The sequence below is a fragment of the Methylobacillus sp. MM3 genome, assembly GCF_001645185.1.
Lineage (GTDB): Bacteria > Pseudomonadota > Gammaproteobacteria > Burkholderiales > Methylophilaceae > MM2.
Map to the genome: position 1 here is coordinate 153,676 of NZ_LXTQ01000057.1, position 26,705 is coordinate 180,380.

At 60.5% G+C, this 26,705-nt stretch carries 21 protein-coding genes and 1 pseudogene; 4 read left to right on the forward strand and 18 right to left on the reverse strand.

All coding sequences use genetic code 11. The features are described from left to right. Window positions 1-7: 7 nt before the first annotated feature. Window positions 8-886 (forward strand): hypothetical protein, encoded by an 879-nt coding sequence (locus A7976_RS13920; RefSeq protein WP_067113210.1) that lies wholly within the window; start codon window positions 8-10, stop codon window positions 884-886. Window positions 887-900: 14 nt separating this feature from the next. Continuing rightward, window positions 901-1,938 carry a glycosyltransferase family A protein gene (locus tag A7976_RS13925; RefSeq protein WP_067113213.1) on the forward strand — a complete coding sequence of 346 codons (1,038 nt, stop codon included), beginning with the start codon at window positions 901-903 and terminating at the stop codon, window positions 1,936-1,938. Between the two features lie 56 nt (window positions 1,939-1,994). On the opposite strand, the gene A7976_RS13930 is transcribed toward A7976_RS13925, so the two are convergent. The 4 genes from A7976_RS13930 to A7976_RS13945 are packed head-to-tail and all read right to left on the reverse strand — an operon-like array spanning window position 1,995 to window position 6,560. Beyond that, entirely contained in the window at window positions 1,995-3,485 is a 1,491-nt protein-coding gene (locus tag A7976_RS13930; RefSeq protein WP_067113216.1) for a lipopolysaccharide biosynthesis protein, read from the reverse strand. A gap of 5 nt (window positions 3,486-3,490) precedes the next feature. Beyond that, window positions 3,491-4,396, reverse strand: a complete 906-nt coding sequence (locus A7976_RS13935) for a glycosyltransferase family A protein (RefSeq protein WP_165601750.1) — start codon at window positions 4,394-4,396, stop codon at window positions 3,491-3,493. 29 nt (window positions 4,397-4,425) lie between these two features. Further along, on the reverse strand, window positions 4,426-5,361 hold the full coding sequence (locus tag A7976_RS13940; RefSeq protein ID WP_131801037.1) for a hypothetical protein: 936 nt from the start codon (window positions 5,359-5,361) through the stop codon (window positions 4,426-4,428). Next, window positions 5,358-6,560, reverse strand: a complete 1,203-nt coding sequence (locus A7976_RS13945) for a hypothetical protein (RefSeq protein ID WP_067113225.1) — start codon at window positions 6,558-6,560, stop codon at window positions 5,358-5,360. Before A7976_RS13945 ends, A7976_RS13940 begins: the two co-directional genes overlap by 4 nt. A gap of 232 nt (window positions 6,561-6,792) precedes the next feature. Between A7976_RS13945 and A7976_RS13950 the strand changes: the two genes are divergently transcribed. Both A7976_RS13950 and A7976_RS13955 read left to right on the forward strand, forming a co-directional pair. After that, complete coding sequence (locus tag A7976_RS13950) at window positions 6,793-7,965, forward strand: hypothetical protein (protein ID WP_131801038.1); 1,173 nt, start codon at window positions 6,793-6,795, stop codon at window positions 7,963-7,965. Between the two features lie 52 nt (window positions 7,966-8,017). Further along, on the forward strand, window positions 8,018-9,886 hold the full coding sequence (locus tag A7976_RS13955; protein ID WP_067113238.1) for an asparagine synthetase B: 1,869 nt from the start codon (window positions 8,018-8,020) through the stop codon (window positions 9,884-9,886). Here A7976_RS13955 and A7976_RS13960 read toward each other — a convergent pair. The 14 genes and pseudogenes from A7976_RS13960 to A7976_RS15240 all read right to left on the reverse strand — a co-directional run. Further along, window positions 9,847-11,214, reverse strand: coding sequence for a putative O-glycosylation ligase, exosortase A system-associated (locus A7976_RS13960; RefSeq protein WP_067113242.1), 1,368 nt, complete (start codon window positions 11,212-11,214; stop codon window positions 9,847-9,849). The genes A7976_RS13955 and A7976_RS13960 overlap by 40 nt on opposite strands. Before the next feature lie 2 nt (window positions 11,215-11,216). Beyond that, window positions 11,217-12,434, reverse strand: coding sequence for a glycosyltransferase family 4 protein (locus A7976_RS13965; protein WP_067113244.1), 1,218 nt, complete (start codon window positions 12,432-12,434; stop codon window positions 11,217-11,219). Then, on the reverse strand, window positions 12,431-13,609 hold the full coding sequence (locus A7976_RS13970; protein WP_205633544.1) for a glycosyltransferase family 4 protein: 1,179 nt from the start codon (window positions 13,607-13,609) through the stop codon (window positions 12,431-12,433). Before A7976_RS13970 ends, A7976_RS13965 begins: the two co-directional genes overlap by 4 nt. Next, on the reverse strand, window positions 13,606-14,547 hold the full coding sequence (locus A7976_RS13975) for a methyltransferase domain-containing protein (RefSeq protein WP_205633545.1): 942 nt from the start codon (window positions 14,545-14,547) through the stop codon (window positions 13,606-13,608). Before A7976_RS13975 ends, A7976_RS13970 begins: the two co-directional genes overlap by 4 nt. Beyond that, complete coding sequence (locus tag A7976_RS13980; protein WP_067113256.1) at window positions 14,544-16,469, reverse strand: XrtA/PEP-CTERM system amidotransferase; 1,926 nt, start codon at window positions 16,467-16,469, stop codon at window positions 14,544-14,546. The genes A7976_RS13975 and A7976_RS13980 overlap by 4 nt, the downstream gene beginning before the upstream one ends. A 5-nt stretch (window positions 16,470-16,474) precedes the next feature. Further along, the gene (locus A7976_RS13985; RefSeq protein WP_067113258.1) at window positions 16,475-17,626 is read right to left on the reverse strand and encodes a TIGR03088 family PEP-CTERM/XrtA system glycosyltransferase; all 1,152 of its coding nucleotides are present in this window, start codon (window positions 17,624-17,626) and stop codon (window positions 16,475-16,477) included. Beyond that, a complete protein-coding gene (xrtA, locus tag A7976_RS13990; RefSeq protein ID WP_082878166.1) occupies window positions 17,623-19,185 on the reverse strand; it encodes an exosortase A in 1,563 nt (520 codons plus the stop codon). The genes A7976_RS13985 and xrtA overlap by 4 nt, the downstream gene beginning before the upstream one ends. After that, window positions 19,185-20,417, reverse strand: a complete 1,233-nt coding sequence (locus tag A7976_RS13995; RefSeq protein WP_067113260.1) for a TIGR03087 family PEP-CTERM/XrtA system glycosyltransferase — start codon at window positions 20,415-20,417, stop codon at window positions 19,185-19,187. Before A7976_RS13995 ends, xrtA begins: the two co-directional genes overlap by 1 nt. 4 nt (window positions 20,418-20,421) lie before the next feature. Then, entirely contained in the window at window positions 20,422-21,501 is a 1,080-nt protein-coding gene (locus tag A7976_RS14000; protein ID WP_067113261.1) for a FemAB family XrtA/PEP-CTERM system-associated protein, read from the reverse strand. Between the two features lie 2 nt (window positions 21,502-21,503). Next, window positions 21,504-22,379: an XrtA system polysaccharide deacetylase gene (locus A7976_RS14005; protein WP_067113264.1), complete on the reverse strand. Its 876-nt coding sequence runs from the start codon at window positions 22,377-22,379 to the stop codon at window positions 21,504-21,506. Between the two features lie 190 nt (window positions 22,380-22,569). Beyond that, window positions 22,570-23,598: an XrtA/PEP-CTERM system-associated ATPase gene (locus A7976_RS14010; RefSeq protein WP_067113266.1), complete on the reverse strand. Its 1,029-nt coding sequence runs from the start codon at window positions 23,596-23,598 to the stop codon at window positions 22,570-22,572. Window positions 23,599-23,604: 6 nt separating this feature from the next. Next, window positions 23,605-25,107: a TIGR03016 family PEP-CTERM system-associated outer membrane protein gene (locus tag A7976_RS14015; protein WP_067113269.1), complete on the reverse strand. Its 1,503-nt coding sequence runs from the start codon at window positions 25,105-25,107 to the stop codon at window positions 23,605-23,607. Window positions 25,108-25,171: 64 nt separating this feature from the next. Then, on the reverse strand, window positions 25,172-26,167 hold the full coding sequence (locus A7976_RS14020; protein WP_067113271.1) for an XrtA-associated tyrosine autokinase: 996 nt from the start codon (window positions 26,165-26,167) through the stop codon (window positions 25,172-25,174). 220 nt (window positions 26,168-26,387) lie between these two features. Then, window positions 26,388-26,705, reverse strand: a pseudogene (locus tag A7976_RS15240) (chain length-determining protein); the annotation flags it as partial.

Consider the following 26,705-nt stretch of genomic DNA (forward strand, 5'->3'; position numbering starts at 1 on the left):
TACCACTATGAAGCCCAGCTATCCATTCCTCGCTGTTTTCCTGGTCGGCATCGTTGGGGCCGTCGCAGTTCCCGGCCAGGCCGCCGTGGTTCGCGGCGAAACAGTCACCGCCGCCGAAACGGCGACCATGCCGCCGTTATGCAAGCTGATCGTGGTCGACAAGCCCAACGCGCACATCGACAGATACGCGCAACAAAAAAACGCGGCGTTGTTCGACCGGCCGGAATACCGCATGGCGAAAAACGCTTACCACGTCCATCATTGGTGCCGGGCCGTCATTTCCAGGATGCGCTACTATGCCGCCCGCTCCGAGCAGCAGCGGCGCGCCTACATGGGAGATTTCTACGATGAAATGGACTACGTGATCCGTAACACCGATCCCGCCTGGCCCTATATGCCCATGATGCATGCGGAAAAAGGCGAAATGTATCTGGTGGACAAGAAATTACCGGAGGCCATGAACCAGGCGCTCAGTGCGATAAAGCTGAATCCGGCTTTCACCCGGGGCTACGTGCTGCTGGTCAATACCTATATCGCGATGGGGCAGAAAGACAAGGCGCTCGAAGCGGCCACGGAGGGAATCAGGCACAACCCGGCGTCCCACGCCCTCAAGAAGATGTACGATGAACTGGGCGGAACCAAGCCTTATCCGTCGGAGCCGGTCGCCACACCGGCCAAGCCGGCGCCGGAGCCTGCAGCGAAAGCGGAAGAGCCGGAAGCCTCCGCGCAACTGCCCCCGCCTTCGGCCGGCGAATTAAAGTCCGCGGATGAGGAAGCGGCGGTGCCCCAACCGTTGCGGCGGCCGGGAGACGCGGCCTCGCCATTGCCGGAGCCCGCCGCGCCGGAACCGCCCGGCCCGAAGAAATATTGCCGCTTCTGCCCGTAACGTCACCACCCCTTATGCAGGTCGCCGACTCCATAGCCGAAAACGATACTCTCCCGCTGGTATCGGTGGTCATCCCGGCGTGCAACAGCGAACGCTACATTGCCGATGCCATCGACAGCGTATTGCAGCAGGATTACTCCGCGCTTGAAATCTGGGTAGTGGACGACGGCTCCGAGGACAACACCCGGGATATCGTCCGGAGCTATGGCGACAAGGTGCACTTGTTAACGCAGCAGAACAAGGGCTCCGGCGCCGCGAGGAATCTGGGCATACAGCATGCGCATGGCAAATACATCGCCTTTCTGGATGCCGACGATGTCTGGCACAAAAATAAAACCAGTCTCCAGCTCGACGCGCTGCGGCGCAGTGGCTACAAGATGGCCTACAGCAGCTTTATTCGCTGGCATCCCGACGCACAAGGGCGCTATGCCGCGCCGGATTCGTTGTTCGGGACTCCGCACCATCCCGACACCACTTCCGCCAGAATCGTGACGGGCTGGACGTATGCGGACTTGCTGCTGGACTGCATCGTATGGACATCGTCCGTTCTCGTGGAAAAAGCCGAGATCGAAAAGGCCGGCCTGTTCGACGAGAGCCTGCGCAAGGGGCAGGACTACGATCTCTGGCTGCGGCTGTCGCGGCAGATCGAAATGCTGGGGCTGGAGCAGCCGACCGCGCTTTACCGCATCCATCCGGACCACATCACGAGCGCCGTCAAGGCAATCAACTACGAATATCTGATTCTGACGCGTGCCCTCGCCAATTGGGGAGAGGCCGGTCCGGATGGGCGAACGCCGGCGGGATCGGTTTCCGCGCGGCTGGCCAAATCGTGTTTTCTGCATGGCCTGCGGCATTTGCGCTGCGGCGACCCGCGTATCGCCGCGCACGCTTTCCGCGAGTCGATGAAACATTCGGGCATGCGCCCGAAGCCCTTGTTTTATTTACTGGCGGCACTTGGCAAATGCTGCTTTCGGCCGTTCGCGCATGAAAAAAAGATGGGTTTGCCCACCAGTGCGCCCGTCAGCCTTGAGGGACGCAAGTCTCAGGGATAGTCTTTACCATTATTGCTGCGGAGGTTGCCTGCGGAATTGCGAATTCAAGACAGCTCTCAGTTGGCCGGGCGCCATATGCGCACGGCTGACCATGCGGCATGACATTTCTTCAGCAGATAGGATTCCGCACCGGGCGGACGTCCGGCCATCCACCACAGGCCAAGTACAGTGACAGTGTAGGTCGCTGCACCCATGGATATCTTGAGAGCGGCCAGCGCTCCCGGCAGCAGGGCGAGATGGCCCACGCTGGCCGATAGCACGGCAGTCATCGCGGCAGCGCCGAGAAGCGGGCGGATCGAGGAGCGTATGATTTCCCGAAACCGCAGCCCGGGAAGCGTTCTTACCAGGAGCCAGAACGATAGCCAGACGCCTATGGCAACCACGAAGAGCCTGAGCCAGGCGATCTCGAGTGCATCGCTGCCGGGAATGACCGTGAATGCCAGCACGCCGAACACGGCCACCCGAATCCATATGCCGATGACGCTGATGCCGATTTTACCCAGGACGATCAATACATAACCGCCGCTGGTCGTCAGCGACTGGATGATATTCACCAAGGCGAGAATCTGGATGAAGGGCACGGCGATCATCCACTTTTCGCCGAGTAGAAAAAGCACCACTTCATGCGCGACCAGTGCCAGGCCTGCCGCTGCAGGAATGGCGACCAGGGTCTGCACGCCTTGCGCCAGCAGGAAAATGCGCTTGAGTTCCTGCGGGTCTTCCCTGGCGGCGGCAAATGCCGGGAAAAGCACCCGGTTGAGTGGCGCGAGCAGCTCGCCCGAAGGCATGGCCGAGATATCGTCGGCGAGTGAGTAAGCACCCATGGTCGCGGCCTGCGTCCAGCGACCCACCAGGATTTTGTGCAAGTTCTGGTGTAGGTAGTTGCCGATGCTGCGCAGCAGCATCCATTGCGATATAGAGAAGATTTCGCCGAATTTTTCGAGACTGAGTCGTGGCCGCATCGGGTGCAGCCAATAGCTGAGCCCGACCCCGACGGTACGCCCGACCAACGCACCGATCACCATCGCCCAGTAGGAGCGTAGCAGCCATGCAAGGATGATGGTAGTGATGAACCCGGCCATGCGCCGCAGGAAAAGAAAGCGGAATTCGGCGCCAAATCGCATGTGCTTCTGGTAGGTGACGATTCCGATGTTCTCGAATCCGGCGATCATCAGGGAAAAGGGCAGTACTTGCAGTACGGTCTGGACGCGCTCGTCCTGAAAATACGCGGCGGCCAGCGGCGCGGACAACACGAGGATCAGCGTGGCGGTCGACGTCTGCAGCAACCGCAAGGTCCAGGCCGTGTTGTAGTGCGCATGCGTGGCATGGCTGTTCTGGATGAGGGCGACATTGACGCCGAGATCGAGCAACACGTCCGCCAGGGCAATCGCAATCGATGCCATGGCAATGACGCCGAAGTCTGCCGGCGTGAGCAACCGGGCAAGGATCAGGGTGCTGACGATGCCGATCAGCCTGTCGGTCCAGCGCATGGCGACGACCACTGCGGCACCCTGCGCGATCGACATGACACCCGGTTCGCGCGCCATGGGCCTTATTTCCTGCTGGAGAAGCCTAGCGTGGCGCGGAGAAGCCGATGGGAGAACCCTATGTAGCGCCATCCTCCGCGGCATGCCAGGCTACGCAAATGGCTAGCCCAGGCCGGGCCGAGATGAAAAGCGCGCAACTGCTGGCCGGAGAGCGTGTGGTGAGCCGCCGCCAAACGTTTTTGCACGATTTTTCGCACATCCCGGCGGTCGCCGAGCTTCAGCATGCGCCGGTACAGCGAGACATGGCTTTCGACGTACGCTACCGACTTCGAGGCCGAGCCCGGCGTGTCGTTGATGACGAAGGTGGGAAGGTCCAGCACGCGTATGCGGCAGTTGGCGCACGTTAGCCTAAAAGCAAGCCAGGTCCACTCGAGATAGGCCTGCGGGTCTTCGAAAAACGAAACCGGTACCGATTCCGAGCGGAAAAGCGCGCCGCACGAAGCCAGCCAGTTTTCATGGAACAGGGCGAGCTGCGGGTCGGCTTCCACCTTGTCGAGCCGATGCATGGCGGCTTCTTCGCGGTTCGCCGAGCGGCGCAGGCCGTTGGTGATGACCAGGTCCGCTGCCGGCGGCGTTTCGATTGCGGCCATGCGCAACGGTATCGCCTCGGGCAGATACAGATCGTCGTCGTCGAGAAAGCAGAAATATTTTGAGGTCACGGCTTTGCGTCCTGCCAGGATCGCGGCGGGCAGGGAGGCTTGCCGAATGCTGATCAGTTCGACCTTGGACTGCGACAGCGCTTCGAGCAAAGGGGCGTGATAGTGATTGCCGTTGACCACCACGATGACATGGATCGACGGCTGCTGTTCCTCATCCTGAGCCAGGCTGTCCAGCGCGCGCAGCAAGGAGTTCGCGCGCTCCTGCGTGGCGAGGGTGGGTACGATTACGGTCACGTCTGCGGGCAAAGGCATGGTCATCTCCTCCGCTACGTCTTTCCTGGCTAACGAATGGGTACGCGATGCAGCATGAGCCGCATGCGGCCGACCTTGTAACTGTTGCGTATGAAGGGGGGCAATCGCTCCCAGAAAGGGTTTTCCTGCGGACGGATGGCGTCTGTCCACGCCACGCCTTTCTCCGACAGGCTGTACTCCCAGACGCTTCGATTCTTGTGATAGGCCCCGGGGGCGATGGTGACCGGTTTGCCGGCGATCGCGCAGACAATGGCCGAGTGCAATCGGTTGGTGGTGATGGTGCGGCTGTAGAGGTGTATGCGCATCCAGTGCGCGAAGCTGCTGGCAGCACCCGCCGGGTCGATGACCACGCCGGTGGGATGCAATGCATGCACTGCGGGCGGGAGGCGTTCGTTATCCTCGCGGAAGACGATCAGGTCGTAATTGCCGCGCGGCATTTCACGCAATCCGGCAATGGCGCAGAGATCGGCTGGTTCCAGGGCCAGGGCGGTATCCTGGTCCAGGCCCGGCGTGACGCCATATCGACTGAGATCGATGTCATGGAACACCTGCAAGGAGGTTTTTTCCCGTGCAAAAAAGATCAGGTCGCGGCAGCGCACGGCGGCGAGCGCGCGTTCAAAACGGTTTTTCAGCTTCTCCGGCGCGGCTTCGCTCGATTGCGGCCCTTGCACGACGAGATGCACTTCGCGGGCGACAGACCGTTCCAGATCGAAGAAAGGGCGGCCGCTGCCCCAGCTGTTATAGCCTCCGCTGCCATGGAGGTAGATGCAGTGGTCGGGTGTCGTGGCTTGGTGTTCCAGTTCGGCGGAGTCGCAGCTCGACCAGGTCAGGCCCGCCGCATCGGCCATTTTCTCGGCACCGGCATAGATCAGGTAATCCCCCCAGTTGCCGCCGGGACGTACGAAGAGCCAGGGGCGCTCGCGATGGCGTTCGAAAATCTGGCGCAAGTCAGGGGAATGGCTCAATTCACGCACCATTGGCGTATTCTCGGCCCGAAGCGCCACATCACCGGGACGCGGCCCAAATTGTCCGCCAGCTTGACCAGAGGCCGGAGGCGTCGCGAGCGGCGCAAGGCATGCGCGGCTGCCGTCTGGATAGGAAGGTGCCCGGTCTGGGCGGCGAGTGCGTGGATTTCCCGGATGAACGCCTCCTCATAACCGGTTTCGATATACAGGCCGGCAAGCCTGTCCTGCCGGAACGCCACGGGGAAGGGGTTGGCAATCTCGAACGCGCCCAACAGTTGCAGCGTCGCCATGGTGCGGATGCATTTCGGGCAGATGCCGCAATTCGACGCCGCGCCGTTTTTCCAGCACACATGCAGATGGGCCAGGGCAATGGCGTGACGCGCGATAAGCGCCGTTTTTTCCGTTCGAGTGAAGGGGGCGCCATCCTGTTTCACGGTCAGTGAGCGGGTCGAAAAAAGGCCGTCCGTCATCGGGTGCGAACCCCACGGAAAGAGACTGCCGTACGGATAGGAAGAGCCGATCAACACCTTGCCATAGCGTTTTTCCAGCATGAGAGCGACGGAAGCCAGCCCGGCGCCATTGGTCAGCCATCCCCAGCCCTTGACCCAGAGCGAGCCATTCCTGCGCAGATTCGTTCTGGCGACGATGAGCTTACGGCCCAGCGCTTGCGCGCCCTGGGCCAGCGTTGCATGCAATTTTGCAAATTCATCCTGTGCGTCCAGCGGGATATCGAAACCGTGCACGGTGATCAGATCGTCCACCCGGCCTATCGCGGCGCTTTCCCGTTCCGGCGCATGCCGCAAAACGGTAAACCAGGAATCCACGCCGCCAGAAAAAAATGCGGCAGATTTCGGGTTGAAGGGTTCCTCCGCAGCGAGGGGCGCAGCAGGAATGCGGATCGTGGGCGGTTTGTATTGCGGATACCAGTCGCACCACACTGCGATCAGGCCTTTCAGGTTTTCCAAGAGAGTGGCGTCAGCCGGGAGGTCGGAAACGATGGTCTCACCGTTCGGCAAGGCATATGGCAGCATCGCAACTAGCCAGGGATTGCTCGATTCCGACAGGTCGGCTTCGAGTTCGGACGGCACTTCGTACCAGATATCGAAAGCCTCGCCGGATTCCCGCTCAACGGCGCCGGTCAGGCGAACGAATCCCGGGGTGTCGGGGGAAGCGTCTTTACGAACAGATGCGAGTCTCATTTTGTTGACTGACTATCCTTCGATATTCCCGGAAACGATCACCGGGTACGACGGAGCAAGTGCATGAACCGTCAAGGGAATCTGCCGAACAGAACGAGTATACACCCATTGCCATCGCGTGAATCCGGCAGAGAGATGGAGCGCTCCCACTTCTTCTGGACGCGGTGAATCATGTGGAGGTACATTGCAGGGTATCGCTTCATTCTGTTGAAGTGCGTCCGAGGTATCCGCCATGCGACCATTCCCGATGCAGGCCATGATTTTTCTGGCGCCCTTGCTGGGGTCCGCCGGTACCCTTGCGGCACCGCCGCCTGCATCGCTCACGGACTTGAGCACGCTAGCCGACAACACCGCGCGCGATCTCGGCGCCTATGACTGCGCCAATGTGGCGCGGGATGGCATCAGCTGCCGCACCATCACCTCTTTCAGCGGTTTCACTTACGATGCCAAGCGCCGCCAGATGCTCATGTTCGGGGGCGGCCACTCGGCAACCATGCGCGACGATGTGGACGAATTCAGCTTCAAAACGCTGAAATGGAAAAGCGCGAGCGGCAACCCCAATGTCTCGACCACGTGCGACGTCATGTGGGTCAGCGGGCCGGAGGACAATTTCGATGAAGTCGACGGCCGCTGGATCAGCACCGGCCATGCCACCTCGCGCCACACCTACGATTTGCGCGTGGTGACCAGGGATGGCGCGGAGCTGGTGATCCTGAAACCCGGCGATATTCCCGGAAATCAATGTACCAAGCCGCGTTACAAGGCGGCGACCAGCACCGGCAGGATCGCGCACTATGACATCGACACCAAGACCTGGCGCTTCACCGTCAAAATGCCATGGAACCGCTACTCCGCGGCCGAGCTCGATCCCGTGTCCGGGCGTATCATCGTACTGGATGCCAAGAGCGGCATCTGGTCCTACGATCCGGTCGCCGGCATGGCGCCCGTCAAGTTGCTGTCTCTCAAGGATGCCAACATGGGGTACGCCAACAATCTCGTCTACTTTCCGCCCAACGACCGTTTTTATTACTTTCACAGCAGCGCGGGGCGCGTGTGGGAAGTCAGTCTGACGCGCAGTGGCGACAAGGTCACCCAGGCCGCGGTCAAGGAAGTGGGCAGTGGCCTGGGGCCGAAGCTGCCGGAAACCGGTTTTGCCTACGATGCCGCCAGCAAGGTGATTGGCGGCGGAGTGCACAAGGATCAATTCCACGCATTCGATCCGGCAACCGGAGAATGGACCGCGACTGCCATCCGGGCCGAAGGCGGGGGCAAGATAGGCACGCAGGCGTACCACGCGCTGGATTACGATCCGGTGGCGAATGTGTATATCTTCATCAGCAATTCTGCGTCCGGTTTCCGCGTATGGGCTTACCGGCACAAGGCCGCGGCAGCGCTTGCGCCGTGATAATCGATATGGTCGGAAACTCGGAATAGCAATAACAACTTCTGGAGTGGACATGGGAAAGCTGTGGGGCTGGCTGGGAGGCCATGCCGTCGAAACACGGAATGACCGGGATCTATTGGCCGCGATGGGATTCGCCGGGCCGGCGGCAACATTGCTGCATGGGGGCTGTGCGCTCGCTTCGGACAAGCAGGCCGGCGTGGCGGAGGAAAACGGCCTGTGCATTGCCCTGGTCGGCCGGCCGCGAATGGAGGGCGTATCGTCATCGATTTCGCCTGCGCAGCAAGTGCTTGCACTCTGGCGGCAGCATGGGCGGGAGGCGCTGCAAAAAATGCATGGGCCGTTTGCGCTGGCCGTGGTCGATACGCAGGCGAACACCGCGCTGCTGGCGATAGACCGGGTTGGCGTGCACTCACTGGCGTTTGCATCCGTCGGCGGCAAAGCCCTTGTGTTTGCCAGCCGGGTCGATGCGGTGGCTGCCCATCCTGCAGTGGGAAAACGCCTCTCTATCCAGGCGCTGTTCAATTACTTTTATTTTCATGACATCCCTGCCCCCGGCACGATCTACGAAGGCGTAGAGAAATTGCTGCCGGGGCAATATGTCTGGTTTGCGGATGGGCGGCTGGAGCGCGATTATTACTGGCATCTCGACTACCGCGACGCGTCGCGCAGCGACTTTGCCGGGATGTCGGCGCAATTCCGCAGCATACTGCGGGAAAGCGTCGCGCGTGCGGCCGATGGCGATGACCCCGCCGCCTTTCTTTCCGGCGGCACGGATAGCTCAACGGTGGCCGGCGTGCTGACCGAATTGCGCGGCAAGCCGGCGCGGACCTATTCGATAGGATTTTCCGCCGAGGGCTTCGACGAGATGGGGTACGCGCGCATCGCGGCCAGTCATTTCGGTCTCGATATGCGCGAGTATTACCTGAAACCGGAGGATATCCTCAGGGCCATTCCCGTCATCGCGCAGCATTACGACGAACCTTTTGCCAACGAGTCTGCCGTGCCCACCTGGTTTTGCGCCCGCATGGCGCAAGCGGACGGCTTTCGCGTGATGCTCGCCGGCGACGGCGGCGACGAGCTGTTCGGCGGCAATGTGCGCTATGCGAAGCAAAAGATGTTCGAGGCGTACCATGCCTTGCCGAGCTTTCTGCGCGGCGGCCTTATCGAGCCTTTTGCCGCGTTGCCGGGGCTGGATCGATTCCCGCCCACCAGAAAGCTGCAGAGTTATTTGCGCCAGGCCAATATTCCGCTGCCGGAGCGCATGGAATCGTACAACTATCTCTATCGCCAGCCGCTCGATGGGATGTTTGCGGCAGATTTTCTGGCAGAGGTGGATGCCGGCCTGCCTGCCGCCTGGCTCAGGGACGCATACGACCGCACGCAGTCCGATTCATACATCAACCGCATGATGCATCTGGACCTGAAATTCACGCTGGCGGACAACGACCTGCGCAAGGTGAACGGCATGACCGAGGCCGCCGGCATCGAGGTGCGCTATCCCTTGCTCGACGATGCGCTGATGGCTTTTTCGGGAGAAGTGCCGCCGGACTGGAAGGTCAGGGGACACACTCTGCGCTGGTTCTTCAAGAATGCGCTGAAAGGGTATTTGCCGGATGAAATCATCCGCAAGCGCAAGCACGGTTTCGGCTTGCCGTTTGGCGTCTGGGCGCGGGATTATGCGCCGCTGCGCGAACGGATCGAGGATAGACTGTCCGATTTCAGGAAGCGCGGCTGGTTGCAGCCGACCTATATCGATCACATTCGCGCCGAGCATATGACCGGCCACGCCACGTATTTCGGAAAAATGCTGTGGGTGATTCTGATATTGGAGGAATGGTCGGAGCGGCATGCCACTGACGCAACGGCAGAGGCGCCAGCTGTTCAGCCTCGCTTGTCCGGCGTCATGCGGCTTGCGGATTGAGCGCGGGAAACACGAGAGCCAGCGGCCAGCGCCATTTTCTCCCCGGAAGGCGCGCGATTCTTCCCGTGCTGAAGTGCTGCGGGCACCGGGCTGGAGGCGGCCGCTTCCCGCGCCAGGCTCCAGGTGATGAGCGTGATCGCGATCAAGTGGTAGTAGTAGTCGAAGTAGGCCAGCCCCAGGAAAGCCCCGCTGACTCCGTAGCCGATCAGGCTCACCTGCAGCATGGCGGCCAGGTCGCCTATCCATTTCATCTCCGGGTTGTTCCGGACGAGACGTGTCATCCGGCCGCACTTCAGCCAGGTCGAGAAGCCGAGTAGCAGGAAAATACCCAGCCCGATAAAGCCGTGCTCTCCCAGCACCTGAAAATAAATGCTGTGCGCATCGTGGATATCAAGCGGGTCCGGTGCATAGAGATGGAAGGTGGCGATCGTGAACATTTTGAATCCACCCCCCAGCAGATGATCCGACGCGACATTCCAGGCGGTCCACCAGGCGTTGATGCGGCCCATGGCGGAAGGATCCTGCTTGTAATTGCGGATGCTTTCCATACGTTCCCACCAGGTTTCCGGCATGAGCAGGGCGACGACAACGGCGAGCACGAGGATCAGGATGCCTACGCTGATCTTGTGCCTGCTTTTCAGCCACAGAAACCCGCTCATGGCGATGACGCCGATAAAGGCGCCGCGCGACTGGCTGCCGACGATGGCCAGCCCCGTCAGGAAAATGGCGAGCATCATGGCGTAGCGCGCCCATTTTTTTTCTATCTGATGCAGCAGGAAAAACATCAGCGGCATGGTCATGATCAGCGCCAGCCCGATCTCGTTGTTGCCGCCAATGAAAGAGCCTTCGGGCCCCAGCACCCAATGTATGCCGCCGCCGGTCACGGTGAAAATGCCGCCTTTGACGCCGTAGAATGCCAACGAGGCCACCGTGACCCACACCAGGCCGACCAGTTTCTCCTTGTCGGTGATCAGGTAAATGGTAAGAAACGCGAACAGCAGGATTTTCAGTACGCGGCGCAGATATTCATAGGCCGCCGGAGGATCGAAAGCGAACAACGTGGTGAGTATCATCCATAGCATGAACAGGATGAGCAGCCAGGTCTCGCGCGACCACACCATTCTTCTCGGTGCCTTCGAGAACAGCAGACCCAGCAGTGTCACGCCGGCGGTCAGGGCCGCGAATGGAAATTCATAGGCATAACTCCAGGTCAGCCGGTGCGGGTTCATCAGACCTATCCATGTCCACAGATAAATGCCGATATGCGGGCGGGAAAAGACCTTCAGCAGCACCAGGAACACAACGGCAAAAAGAAGCAGGTCGCGCATGATCAACCCCGGCCCATGGTGGTAAAGGACTCCGGCATTGCCGCTTCACTGTCCACGCCATGATCCGCCTTGCCGGTTAGCAGTTCATGAAACAGCTGGCTCACCCGCTCGGCGTTGCGGTGCCAGGTCAGCCCCTGCTCGGCGATGCTGGCGCGCGCACCGGCGGCGATGCGCTGCCGCAGTTCGGCGTCGAGGCTCACGCGTTCTATCGCTGCGGCCAGTGCGTCCGGGTTGCCGGGTTCGAACAGTACCGCGTTCTGGCCGTCGCTTAATATTTCCATGATATTGGGCTGGGCCGGCGCCACGATGGCGCGGCCGAGCGCCAGGTATTCGAACAGTTTCAGCGGCGACGCATAGGCGACTACCGCCGGTTGCAAGGCCACATCGAACGCGGCGACATGGTGTGCGATATCGTCGCGGCCGACGATGCCGGTAATTGTCAGCCGGTCGGCGATGCCCAGCCGTCGCGCCTGCGCTTCCAGGGTGGCGCGCGCCGGCCCGTCGCCGATCACCAGCAGATGGCGCGCCGCATCGGCGTCGCGGGCAATCAAGTCGATCACGCCATCCAGCCCGTGCCAGTCACGCAGAAAGCCGGTAAAGCCCAGCACCAGTTTGTCTTGCAGGCCGAGCATGCGTTTTGCCGTCGCGGTATCGGGCGCGGCACTGAAACGTGCGGGATCGATGCCGTTGGGGATCACCCGGATACGTGCCTCGGATACGCCTGCTGCAGCCACCATGTCGCCCAGCACCCGAGTGACCGGCAATACGTAATCTGCGCCGCGCCATGTCGAGTGCTGCGTCCACTGCGCCAGACGCCGCAGCGCAATGCCGTCATAACGCGCGCGCTCCTCATACAGAGGCGCATTCACTTCCAGCAGCATGGGCAGGCCGTAGCGGCGCTTGAGCCAGATGCCGGCCGGGAGGAACAGGTTATAGCGCTCGTACAGACAATCCGGGCGATGCTCGCGCACCGCGCGCCGCAAGCGGAGATAAGCCAATACCGCATAAGCGAATTCCAGCAATTCATACAGCATGCGGGGCAGATGCCGTTTCATCCAGGCCACCATGCCGGCATCCGCGCCGAATTCTTCTTTCTCCATCGCTGTTGGCGCGACGATGACGATTTCATGGCCGAGCGCCTTGAGCGCGGCGATCATCTCCTCGACATGCACGTACTGGCCGTCCTTGGAGCGTATGCGGTGGTGGTAGAGGATCTTCATACGGCGAGAATCCGATGGAAAATTTCAAGCTGGCCCCGCGTGGTGTCGTCCCAGCCGAATTTCTCTGCGTAGCGCCGCGTGGCTTCCCGGCTTGGATAGTACGCAAACAGCCGGTTCACGCCTTCCGCGATGCCTGCCGCGCTTCTGTCCCGGGTCAATACCCCGGCCTCGGGCACGGCGACGACTTCCGGCGTCCCCCACAATGGCGTCGCCACCACCGGCGTGCCGCAGGCGATGGATTCCAGCAGCACATTCGCCATGCCTTCCCGGCTCGAAGCCAGCACCAATGCATCCGCGGCGACCATGTAACGCCGCAGCGATACGCGATCCAGTGCGCCGAGGAATACCACCCTGTCGGCCACGCCGCTGTCGGCGGCAAATTTGCGCAGCTGGGCGGACATTTCGCCTTCCCCCGCGATGTAGAGCCTGACGTCCGGCAAGCGGGACAGCGCCTCGATGATCAGGTGATGGCCTTTCCGTTCGATCAGGTAGCCGACCGACAACAGCGTTTTGCCTGAAATGTTGAGCTGCCTGCGGATTTCTTCCCGATCGCCGGGGTTGAAAAAATCCAGATCCACGCCATTGCGCAGCGCCGTGACTTTGTCCGCGGCGATGCCGATCGCGGCCATTTCATTTTTCAGCGCCTGACAGACGCTGATCATCGCGCGGCTTTTTTTGGCCGCCCACAATATCCATCGTTTCGGGAGGCTATGCCGCGGAATCAGATTGATATCCGTGCCCCGGGCGGTCACTACAAACGGTTTGTCCAGGCTGTTTGCCACGATGCACGCGGCCACGCCGTCGGGGTAAAAATAATGAGCGTCGATCAGGTCGAAATCGAAGCCTTGTTCCCGTATTTTGCGCACCGTTTTTTTTACGGCACGCGCCATGAGAAGCGGCGCGATGCTCATGCCGATTTTCGGCAGCACCCAATAGCGCGGATGCCAGATCTCGATGCCGTGCCTGATTTCATGCTCCGGCACTGTCGCGAATTTTCCGTATTTTCCAAAGGCCGGATGTGCCATCGGAAACCAGGGGACAGGCGCCACGACCTTGACCTCGATTTCGCCGCTCTCCAGCAGATGGCGCAGGCGGTTTTCGACAAAAATGCCATGCGTGGGTTGCGCCGCGTTAGGGTAGAGCGAGCTGAACGTGAGGATTCTGATCGGGCTCATGTGCCATGCCCGCCAGAGTCGGTTTTGCGGCCCACCAGCCAGAATCCCAGCCAGGAGAGATCGGCATCGCTCAGCGATTTGAACGGGCCTGCCAGATGCGGGCGGACCTCGCTGACCACGCTGGCATCCACCACATCGGTCGGTTTCAGCAGCAGGGCTTCGAAACCGTTGCGCTGCATGGCATCGCGATAACGGTCCACGCGCCAGCGGTTGGGTACCCCTTTGTGCGAATGCATCCACGACCACAAGGCCGGCGGCCAGGTCAAAAAATCGAGGGGATTGCGGCGATGCAGCCCATGGCTTTTCAAATCCACCTGGTGCAGCAGGATGCCATCGGTCTTCAGCGCCCGCGCCATATCGTCGAAGGTGGCGTCGAGGTCATTGACATGCTCCAGCACGGCGCGCGATAAAACAATATCCACCTCGCCTTCGAGTTCCGATAGTCCGTCTGGTTGGATCAGGTAGCGGATGCGCTCGGGGTTGAATCCGCTGAAGGGATTGCCGGGCTGGCGAAAACATTCCGCTGCGCGCGCCCTGGCACTGTTATCCAGATGCCACAGGAGGTCCAGCAGGATGTCCGCGTTCTTTTGCGTCATGGACACCAGTGCAAAGCGGTCTACGCAGGTCACGCGTTCCGCGCCGTGGGCGATCATCAGCAATGCCACTCCCGGCACATCGCCGGGGCCGTATTCCAGTAGCTGTTTGCCGTTCAGGTAGCGTTTGATTTCATGCTCAGGCACGCCAAGAGTCTCGAAATAATCCTTGAAACACGTCTGAAAATAATCCGCTGCCTGCTCGACCGATTCCGGCGCAAAGCCCCGTCCGGTCTGCTTTGTCAGCCGGGCATACAGCGTGGGCGAGACCCTGGCAATCTGGTTGCTGAGCGTCGCATGCAAAAAGCGCTTGGCATCATCCAGAAGATAGTACCCGGACATCATGCATACTCCTTCCGGGCGAGCGGCTGAACGGGCGCGCTGGCCTGCTGGCGCAGAAAAGCCTCGAACATCAGCAATGCCCAGATTTCGGTGCTGTAATCGCGCAGGCCGCGCTGGTGGTGATCGACCATCTCGCTCAAGAAATTCATATCGAACAAGCCCGAATCCATCATGTGCGGCCCCAGCAGCGCCGCGCGCGCCTGTATGCGCAACGGACCGCGCAGCCAGCTCGCCAGCGGCACCGCAAAGCCCATTTTCGGCCGATACAGCACCTCATTCGGTAAATAGGGTTCCATGGCCTTCTTGAACACGTATTTGCCTTCCGTGCCATGCAGCTTCAGTTCCGGCGGCAGACTCGCCATCCATTCGATCAGCTTGTGATCCATCAGCGGTTCGCGCACTTCGAGCGCGTGCGCCATGCTGGCGCGATCCACCTTGGTGTTGATGTCGCCCACCAGGTAAGTCTTGTAATCGAGGTATTGAATCGCCGATAGGGGGTGCTCGGGCGCATGCGCGGCGTGGCGGCGCATCACCTCGATGGCCTGGTAGCCTTGCAGCTCCTGCTTGAAGCGCGTGCTGAAGAGGCGTCCGCGCAGCTCGTCCGATACGGATGAAACGCTATGAAAATACGCTGCCATGCCGTCGCGCGCCAGCGCCTGGAAGGTGGTCTTGGCCCGCAGCATTTTCGGCGCCCAGTCGGCCTTGGGATAAATCCCGCCTAACAGGCCGAACAGGGGGCGGCGCACCGACAAAGGCAACAGATCGCGCACGCGCTCCTCGTGCATGTGCCAGCGATAGCGGCGGTAGCCGGCGAAGGTTTCGTCGCCGCCGTCGCCGGACAGCGCTACGGTGACGCGCTTCCGCGCCAGTTGGCAGACACGGTAGGTGGGGATGGCGGAGCTGTCGGCATAGGGTTCGTCGTACAGTGCGGCGAGGGTGTCGATCAGCCCGTAATCGTCGGTGTCCACGATGTCCAGCGTATGGCGCGTGCCGTAGCGTTGGGCGGTCAGCGCCGCGAATTCGGATTCGTTGTAGGCCGGATCGTTGAAGCCGATGGAGCAGGTATTCACCGGCTCGTCCATGAGCCCGGCCATCATCGCCACCACCGCGCTGGAATCGACGCCGCCGGACAGAAACGCACCCAGCGGCACCTCGGACATCAGGCGTATGCCGATGGCTTCGCGCAGGCGTTCCACCAGTTCGTGCCGGGCGTCCTGCGCGCTGATCGGGCCGTTGCTTTGGAACAAGACTTCCCAATATGGCTTGGGCGCCGGCAGCGGTGCGCCGCATTTGACGGTGAGCGTGTGTGCGGGCGGCAGCTTGAGCGCCTGCTTGTAGATGGTGCGCGGCTCCGGCACATAGCTGTAGGCGAAATACTCTTCCACGGCATAGGGATCGATCTCGCGTTTGAGGCCTGGATGTGCGGTCAGCACCTTGAGTTCGGAACCGAAAATCAGGTGACCGTCGTCCAGCAGGGCGTAGAACAGCGGTTTGACGCCCATGCGGTCGCGCGCCAGGAACAGGGTTCGCTTGTTGCGATCCCAGACGCCGAAGGCGAACATGCCGCGGAAGCGTTCGACGCAGCGCTCGCCCCATTCTTCCCAGGCGTGGACGATGACTTCGGTGTCGCAATGGGTGCGGAAAGTGTGACCCAGCCGGGCAAGCTCTTCCATTAGTTCCGGATAGTTATAGATTTCGCCGTTGAAGGTGACAACCACGCTGCCGTCTTCATTGAATAGCGGCTGCTGGCCGCTGGAGAGATCGATGATAGAGAGGCGGCGATGGGCGAATCCCAAGCCCGGTTCGAGGTGCATGCCGCCTTCGTCCGGTCCGCGGTGGAACTGCGTCTGGTTCATGCGCGTCAACAGCTCGCGGTCGATCTCCCGCTGGCCCTGGGTGTCGAAAATTCCGGCAATGCCGCACATGCTGCTTATCCTTCCCGTCTCGGCAGGCGATCGTAGACCGACAGATAGCCCTGCACCATGGCCGGGATGCTGAACTGGCGATCGATGATTTCTCTCGCGGCGCGTCCATGCGCATGCCGCCGTTTCGCATCGTGCACATATTCGAGCAACGCCTGCGCCAGCGCCTCGGAATCGGCGGGTGGAACCAGGCGGCCGGTGACCCCTTCCTGCACCAGTTCCGGATTGCCGCCCACGCGCGTGGCGATCACCGGCAAGCCGGTCGCCATGGCCTCCAGAATGGTATTGGAGATGCCTTCGCCGAGAGAGGGCAGGACGAAAATATCCATCGCGGCCATCAATTCGGGAATATCGCTGCGTTCGCCGGGGAGCCAGGCCAATTGGCCGGCGCCATGCTGGTTCAGCAGTCGCAGGCAGGTATCGCGGGATTCTCCCTCGCCAACGATAAGGAGGCGCAGGCGTTCGCGCAGGGTTGGTTCCAGTTGCAGCAGCCGCACAAAGGCATGCGTCAGGTTGGGATAGTCCTTGACGGCCGCCATGCGCCCGACGCTGCCGATGACGATGCTGTCTTCATTGAAGAATCCCGGTGGGCCGAGTTGCGCGCGCGGGGTTTGCGCCGGACGGAAGCGGGTGCTGTCCACCCCGTTGTAGATCTGGCTGATATGGCTGCGCTTGACGCCTATCGAGGATACGAGCCAGCTCTGCAAATCCTGGCTGACGGCGATGTAGTGGCCGATAAAGGGGCGAACCGTTTTGCGCAGCAGCTTGTATTTGCGGTTTTGCCCGTGAAGATCATAGGTGTCGCGGCCATGTTCTCCATGCACGCGGCCAGGGATGCCGGCCAGGGCCGCCACGGTCTGGGCTTCCATGGCCGACAGGTTGCGCGTGTGGACGATGGCGGGCTGCAGTTGCCGGAAAGTCCGGAGCAGCCGCCAATAAACGCCCGGGTCGTGGCCATCCCGCTTTGCCATGTCGTGGATGGCAACGTTTTCCCGCGTCAGCCGGTTGCGGAAATCGGTATAGCCTTGCAGGCAGACGATGGCGTGGCGGTAGCGTTCTTCGGGCATGTGGTTGATCAGGTTGACGACCCCGTTTTCCAGGCCGCCGACGCCGAATCGGTGGATGACATGCACGATCAGCGGAGCGTTTGCGCGGCTCATCGCTGTTCTCCGGCTTGTTGCAGGCTTTGCCGTATCGTCGGCGCCGCGTCTGCAAGAAAGCTTTCCATCGTCGAAACGGCTTGTGACGGGTGGGTATCATACGGCGCGAAAACAACGATATTCGCGCCGTCGTTGCCGGTGCCCAGCAGGCGCTGTTTCGCTTGCAGCCATTTCGCGCGATACGCGTTTGCGGTTTGCGCGTCGCCCAGCCAATACCATTGCCAGGCCAGCAGGTAGCGCGTGCCGCGCAGCAGGCGGCTTTGCCGGACGCTGCCGGGGGCATTTGCCAACGCCAGATTGCGCATGGATTCCCCGGTCACGCTCCAGCTTCGCCTGTTTCCATCGACAAGGAGATTGCGCGAGGAAACCGCTTCCGCCCCCTGGTGCTGATTGCGGAAAAAGGCGATGTAAATACCGACGACCCGATCGCCGCTGCGATATTCCTGCATTACGGTGCTGGCCGCGCCGGGGGAGCTGGGCCTCAGCTCCGCGACTGGGGATACGGCCGTCCAGGGGCCTATGGCTTGAGGCAATGCCAGCGCGGCCGGGGCCGGATTGAAGGTCTGCCGTTCCAGCAGATGCAGATAGGCGTGAGGCGCCCAGGCAATTGCCAATGCCGCGACGGCAATCACGGCGGTTCTCCGGGGAGGAACCACGGCGATACGGGCCGTTCCGTTGGGCGCAGCCGCCTTGCGTTTTGCCGTGACGGGTCCGTCTTCACGCCAGTAACTGCCGGCCCAGAACAGCACCAGCATGACCAGGCCGAAGAATAGCCAGCCGTAGATCAGATGATCGACCCCCACCGCGAGCCGCATGTTGCTTAAATGCCCAAGCAGCACGATCAGGTAGGCGCGCAGGCCGTTGGCGATGATGGGCACGACGATGGACAGCGCGATGAACACAAGCTGGCGCAACCGGGAGCGATAGGTCAGGTAGGCGTACAGGCAACCGAGCGTGAGTGAAGCGATGAGATAGCGCAGCCCGCTGCATGCTTCCACCACCGACCAGTTGCCGCTGGGGATGGTGAAGTGATTGCCCTCGCGGAACACCGGAATGCCGGTCAATTGCAGCGCCAGCACGGTAAAGTCCGCGGTGAAATTGATCAGCGGCATAATGAATATCTCACCGAAAGGGACGGCCAGCAGGGTGAAGGCCAGCGGAAAAGCGATGGCGCGGGCGAGGCGCAAACCGAGGATCGCGGCGGTGAGCGCGGGAATCATCGCCACGAACATGTATTGCGCGACGACCTGCACCCCAGCGGACTGGGCCACCATCCATCCCAGCCCGAGCGCCGCGAAGACGGCGAGCGCCAGCGCGCTGGGACAAGGGGTGATCGAGCCCAGGTAGCGCCGTTCGCGCCAGATGAGATACAGGCTGACCGGATAAATCATGAAACCATGCGCATAGGTTTCCGAGCGTTGCCACAGGGCGACCAGCGACCAGGCCGTTTCCCGATAGATCCATACCAGAACGACCAGGGCCACGATCAGCAGCGTCAGATAGCCGCGCCAATGACGGCCGGGCGGGCGCGAGGTGAGCAATGGGGCGGCGCGTTGCATTACGCCAGCCTCCGTTGCCCGGCCGGAGTGGGCTCCGCGGGGGCTTGTGCGAGCAGCTGACTTACTCGTTGCAGATTGCTTTCCCAGCTGTAGCTTTGCTCCACCCGCCGGCGCGCCGCTTGTCCCAGCATTGCGTCGGGCTGCGCCAGCTGGGCCGCAATATGCGCGATGAAGGCGGCCGGGTCCGGCGCCAGCAGCACTTCAAGGCCGGGCTCCGCCGCGATGCCCTCCAGCGCCTGCGGGGAAACCACGACCGCTTTGGCCATGGCCATCGCCTCGAGCACCTTGTTCTGGATGCCGCGCGCAATGCGTAGCGGTGCCACGGCAACCTGGGCATGGGCCAGGTAGGGGCGGATATCCGGTACGCTGCCGGTCACGACGATGGCGTCATTGGCCAGCGCCTGCACTTCTGCCGTGGGCCGGGAGCCGACGACGTAGAAGCGCGCATCGGGAAATTGCGCATGGACCGCGGGGAATACCTCACGCGCAAACCAGGCAACGGCATCCACGTTGGCCCAATAGTCCATCGCTCCGGTGAAGACCAGCACGCGGGCAGAAGGGGGGTAGGGGTTGTCGTAGTCGCGTGCCGGCGAAAAATATTCCAGATCCACGCCGTTGCTGTAATGGCTGACGCGCCCGGCACACTCGGGCGCCAGTTGCAGAAAGAGTTCGGCCTCGGCGGGCGAAACGAAGGTGGACGCATCGAAGCTGCCGGCGATGCGGCGTTCGAAGGCCAGCAGCGTGCGCGCTTCGCGACGATAAACCCAGTTGAGCGGCCAGGGCTTACGCTCGGCGTATTGCCCCCATTTGTCGGAATCGACATCGACGAAGTCGATGACGCGATGCAGATCAGGGTAGGCCGTGAGGTACTGCGCCATGGCCGACGAATACACCACGGCATGGCGTATCGGCCGCTCTGCCATCAATCTGTTCACCCAGGCCTGCAACGCTGCATCCCGATAATACGGAAGGGTGAGCGGCTCGCCGCTCAGCAATCCATAGGCGCTGCGCAGTCTGGCCCGGCGCGGGTGCAAGGGTAACAGTTTGATTTCGCCTGTCACCATGTTGGCGATAGCCTGGGTGTGTGCCCAATCTTCCGCAACATCGACGAACGCTCCCAGATGTATCCGAAAGTGCCCGGAAAGATGCTTGAGCAAATGATAAGAGCGGATTTTGTCGCCCTTATTGGGCGGATAAGGGATGCGGTGGACCAGTAACAGCAGCTCGTCCATACCTTTACCCGAGGTTTTTCACGATATGCGGCCCCAGAAAGTTGGCGACCACGGTTGGCAACTTGCGCCATACCTGGATAGGCAGGCGGTACTTGGGGTTGAGCGGGTTATGCTGGGGCACGCTGCGGGCGTTGACCAGGTAATACTCGTAATGCAGCGGCATCGGCTCGAAACCCCAATGCCGTTTGAAATCGTATTGCCCGGTGCCAAGCTTGCTGCGGCCGTAGTCGAACAGCCGATAGCCGCGTTCGCATGCTTGGCGCATCAGTTCCCAGTACTTGAAGTCATTGGCCGCCAGATGCCGCGCATCCTCGCGATCGCCGGCATAATAGGGCAGCACCTCGTCCCTGAAATAGAAAGTCAGCACGCTGCTGACCAGTTGCCCCCGGTGCAGCACCGACAGCACTTCGCAGTCCTTGCCGAATACTTCACGCAGCAGCGAAAAATAACGTTTGGGCAGGGTAGGCGTGCCGTGCCGTTTCACATTGTCGGCAAACAGGGTAAAAAAGCGGTCGACATCGTCATCCAGCGTGCTGACAAGGCCATGGCCGATGCTTTTGCGTATCATCGCCCGCTGCTTGCGCGGAATGGCCAGTAGATTTTTCTCGGGGTCCGGGTCGATCGCTTTGCGGAAGGTGAAGTACAAGTCCTGTCCCTCCCAATCGGTATGAAACGGGCGGAGCTGGCGATAGACCATGTGATTCACATTCAGCTCCCACGCCAGCTTCTGGGCGTGCCGGTCGAGCGCCTCGCGGGCGTTTTCGTCCGCGGCCGCAATGCCGCCGTAGGCGCAAAACGCATTTGATATCAGGGCATGCCCGAACAGCAGGCTTTTGATTTCGGTGAGCGGCAGAACGCCGACGATGCCGCCGTTGCGTTGCGCCAGCAGGTAATGCGTGCGATGGCCGAAAGCCTGTTCGATGACGGTTTTCCAGCCGGCGCGATGGAAAAAAGTGGCTTGCGGGCAGGTTTCGACAAAGGCGTCCCATTTTTCAACGTCGGCGGGCGCGAGCAACGCGACCGTGACGCGGGCGGCTTCTGCGGTTTGGGCCGCCTGCAGCAGTGCTGCGCCGCCATTGCCCATGGCTAGCGATCCCCCAGAAAGATACGGTCTATGCGCCCCCATTGAAAATCATGAAGCAAGGCGCGTATGCGTGCTTCTGTGCGTGACAGATTGATGTAATGGCGGAAGCGGGTCTTCAGGCAGATATTCTTTTGCCGGGGCTGGCCGGGGTCGATCTCCCAGGGATGAAAATAGAAGATGCAGGGTTGCCGGTCGGTATGGTTGACGCGATACATGAACCAGCGGGAAAGCCGGTATGGCAACAGGCGGAAATATCCGCCTCCACCGGCCGGGAGATTGCAGCCGAACAACTGTGTCGTAGTGGCGGGAAGTTCGAACAGGCCGTCCGGCCCCCGGGGCTGGAATTTGAAACGCGGCGCGTCCGGCATGCCGTAGTGGTCATGGCGTATCGGGTAAATGCTCGAGCTGTAGCGATAACCTGCTTCCCGCAGGACATCCAGCGCCCAGAGATTGCCTGTTCCGATCGAGAAACTGGGCGCGCGGTAACCGATGACCGCCTGGCCTCCGATGTCTTCCAGCAGTTTCTTGCTGTGCGTGATGTCTTCCCGAAACTCGTCCGGGCTTTGATCCGTCACGCGCAAGTGATTGTGGCCGTGGCTTGCCAGTTCGTGGCCGTTGTCCACAATCAGGCGCACCATGATCGGGTAGCGCTCCGCAATCCAGCCGAGGGTGAAAAAAGTCGCTTTGACCCCGTTTTCGTCCAGCAGGGTCAGGATACGGTCGATATTGGCTTCCACCCGGCATGACTGGGACGGCCAGCTATCCCGCGGGATGTGGGCGGCGAATGCCGAGACCTGGAAGTAATCTTCCACGTCTATGGTCATTGCATTGCGTATCGGGTTGCGAGGGGTGTGTTCCTTGTCTGCGGGTATCGTCATGATTATCAACTCCGCAAGTCATCGTCCGGTTATTCCGGAGTATTCGCGACAGGGCATGTCGCGCCCCGGTCATGGCGGATTCGGTATGCCGGTGCACGGCCGATTCCGGTGCGATACGCCCCAGCATTACCGCCGGTGCACGCAAAGACGTGCGGGGGTGATAGCGTGGAAGCCGATATCGCGGCCAACATCAGTCAGGTCCCTTGTGTTCGAGACTTTTTACGCTGGGCAGGGAGAGGATTTTCTTGAGCAGTCCCAGCACGGAAATCACGGATCGCTCCATCTTGGCGAGCCTTTTTTCTATATTTTCCAGCGCATCATCGAGGCTTGCCGGCGGCGCAGCCGGCCCACGGGCCGAGCTGTGAGCCGAGCTGTGGGCGGCCTTGGAGCCGGTCGCTGCAGGCAGCACAAACTCCTGCCCAATATCGCGAATGACTTCGGCGATTTCCGCGCTGCCGAAGTCGTTTATTTCTTCCAGATAGCCCATCAGGAAAAGTCGATCGCACAGGGTATTGATCTTGCGCGGAATTCCCCCCGTGTATTCGTAGATGGCAGCATAGGCGTCCTGGCTCAGCGACGGGTTACCGTTCCAGCCGACTGTGAGCAGCCGATGCTCGATATAGGCTTGCGTTTCCGCGGCATCCATCGGGCCCAGGTGATAGGTGGCGATCACGCGTTGCAGTAATTGCTGCATGTCGCCGCTCAGCAGCGTCTGGCGGAATTCGGGCTGCCCGAGCAGGAATATCTGTAGCAAGGAGTTATCGGCGGTCTGGAAATTGGAAAGCATGCGCAGCTCCTCGACCGTGCGGGGCGAAAGGTTTTGCGCTTCGTCCACCACCAGAAGTACGCGCTTTCCCTGACGGTCGCATTGCAGCAGGTATTGCTCCAATTTAGTCAGCAGGGCGGCCTTGCTGAGATCCTCGAAAGGAAGCCCGAAACTGGAAACCACCAGGCGCAGCGTGTCGTCAGAATCGATGTGGGTATTGGCGATTTGCGCGGCAACGATGCTTTCGGATTCCAGCTTGCGAAAAAGATTGCGCACCAGCGTGGTTTTGCCCGCCCCCACTTCGCCCGTGATGACGATGAATCCTTCGCGCTGCCCCAGCCCGTACTCCAGATAAGCCATCGCCCGCTTGTGCCCCTTGCTGCCGAAGAAAAAATCCGGATCGGGCTTTAACTGGAAGGGCTTGGCACTAAGGCCATAGTAGGATTCGTACATGATGGGCTAGAATGTGATGTATACCGAAGCCGTCAGCGCATTTTCTTTGTATTCGGAGCCATCTTGCGTGGAGTCGCGATCCCTGCGCCGGAACTCCAGCGCCCCCCTGATATTGGACAACAGCTCCTTGGTGACGCCCAGTTTCAGTGTCTTTTCCTCGTCTTCCCTGCCGGTGGTGACCGCTTTGGTCTTGATCAGCGATATGCCAAGATTGGCGCTGGTGCGCGGCCCGATATCCCGGATCCATTGCGCCTGTACACCCTGCTGCTTGATGTTGTCATCGGCCGAGAAATCGCTGACGCCGAGCAGGGCGCTGTCCGAGGATTGTGCCGTTTGTGCCTCGCGCCGGGTGTGGAACAGGCTGAGCACGCCGGTGTTTCTCACGCCGGTAACGGTCATGGATGCCTGGAAGCGTTTTTGCAGGAAAAATCGGTTGGTCAGGAAATTCACCGAATCCGCCAGGGATTCGGGCAGCCCATTCTGGCTGATGAACGCGGCGACCACCTGTTGACGCACGATAGGGTCGGGGATGGCGGAAGTCCAGAGCTGGTCCAGAAGTGCCGCGGTATCTACTGCGGCAGGCAGGAGAAACTGGTCGCGGGTGGTGGTGACGTCCTCGCTGTAGCTCACATTGAAAGCGGTACGACGCGAGCGATGGCTCGCTTTCAGGGAATACGAGTCGCCGTAATAGCGTTTCCCGGCCAATGCTTCAACGCTTGTCCTGCGGGAGGGCGTCCAGTCGAACCCGGCTTTCCAGAAGGAACCGCCCGAGTCGCCGGTAATGGAGAGGTAGTCGTTTTTTTCGTACCCACCGTTCGCAATCAAGCTGAATTTTCGCGAGAGGCGGTAGCGAAGATCCCCGCCATAAGTCACCTGATCCACTTGCTGGCCGCTATCGAAATCGATGCGCTGCTTGTTGTAATTCAGGCCCCAGCCCAGGGTCTGGAAATCATCGCCGCTGGTCAGGCGCAGCAGGATGCGATCCGATGTACTGTCCTGGAGCCCCGTCGATATCGAAGAGCCGCTACCCGATGTACTGACCGAATCGCGGGTATAGCGCAGCTCGGCGTCAGCGAGGTCCTTGAAATGGTGAAGCAGGTAGGGGCTGAAACTGTAGGTTTCGACGTTGGTGCGGTTGTTCGTGATGTTGGTGTTGTCCTCGCTTTGCGGGCCAAAGGAGGATGTGCTGCGCTGGCTAATGGAAGCCTGTGCGTCGACAAACAGATGATCCGGCAGCAACTCCGCATTGCCGTTGGCATTCAATTGGTGATTCGTTGCGTTTCTGTCACTCTCCTTGGCGTAGAGCAGATTCTGCATGACATAACGGGTGTTGAATCTCAGGTGCGGCCCCAGGCCAACGATGGATATGCCCGGATTGACCTGGGTAATGAAATCGCTTTCCTCGTTGGTATTCGACAATCGCACGTTGTCGGTATAGGTTTCCTTCAATTGCAAGGTAGGCGTGAACTCCCACTCGACCGCATGGGCCTGAAGCGATAGCAGCAGCATGGCTGCCGAAGATGATCCGATGACAGGATTCAACCCTTTGAATAACAATCTGTTTTTAGAAGTTTTAGTTGTAGTAATAGCCATAAAAATCCCCACCGGGAAACGGTCGGGCCTTGTTGTAAATGAAGTTGATGGTATCGCAAGACTCGATTTGCCGCAGGGCTTCAATGACGGCTTTCTGCGGCGTGGTCTCCGCTTCTACCACCATCACGATCTGCCCCATCTGGCTGGCCAGTGCTTGCGCTTCACTGGTCAGCAATAAAGGCGGAGCGTCGAATATGACGATCCGGTCGGGATAACGCTGGGCAATTTCCTTGAGCAGATCGCTCATCGCATGGCTACCCAGCAGTTCGGTTGAACGCTTGTGTGTTCTGCCGGCGGGCAGGATGGCAAGCTTCTCGACATTGGTCCGGATAAGCACGTCAGCCAGGTCGAGACTGTCTTCGAGCAGCACGTCCAGCAAGCCGGGGCTGGGCTCCATCCCGAGATATTCCAGCACGGAAGGCCGGGCGACATCGGCATCGACCAGAAGTACCGTGTGATCCATTTCCATCGCGATGCTCATCGCCAGGTTGGTCGCGCAAAAGGTTTTGCCTTCTTCGGCAAGGGCGCTGGTGACCATGATCAGGTTGTGATTGTCGGCCTGCGCGTTTCCATTGTGCAATGAGTTGGCAAGCAGTGGCCGCTTGATCAGGCGGAATGCCTCGGCGATCGGCGATCTTTCGCCATCCGGGGTAATCATGCCAGCCTGGCGCAGTTTTTCCAGATTGATTGCCCCTTCTTTATGGGCCCGGCCTTGGACGGAGGGCGATGGGCTGGATCCGATGTCGGTTTTTTCCCTCTTGCCGGTAGCGATCAGATGGGGGGCTTCCGGCAAGATTTCCTCGAATGAAGGGTCTCTCCTTGCTTCCGCATGGTTGTGTACCTGTTTGCCTGCCGCTTTTTCGATAATGCCCGGATTGTCGTCCAATGGGGGTTTCCCCGCCGTTTTCTCAGCGGAGACATTTCCCGTCTTGCCCAGTTGGGCTAGTTTTCCTGCTGCCTTTTCTATGATGCTCATACAACCTCCGGCGGTATGCATGCTCTTGGTGGTCAGCGTGCCATTCTGGCTCGGGCATGGTTGAAATCCAGGAAATCTCATTCCGTCCGGGCCCTTCGGAAAAAGCTTGAAAGGGCGTTCGACAGGCTCGCCATGAACGGTACCGTTCGTACCGCGCTTGTCGAAGGACTTTTCAGAGATCGCTAACTACTTTTCGGCATATCCTGTGTTCTGAAACAAATCAACTTGCCACCACGCCTGGGGCCAGTGTTGCCATTAATGTGCCATACAAGCCCAGCAATAACAGCAAAGACATGCAGAAGGCAAAGAGCTTTCTTCTGCGCTTGACGATTTCCGGCCCGGTCCACATCATCGCGACCGTTCCCAGAATGGGCCGGCCAGTGATCTCGCGCAGGCTGTTCTGGCTATGGAATGTGGGATTGATCTGGCTCATCAGGAATGCAACCCCGATACCGCTCGCCAACGCCACCACCAGAATCAGGGAGTAAAGCAGTCCCCGGTTGGGGCCGGTGGGTGTTTGGGGGTCGGTGGGTGGATC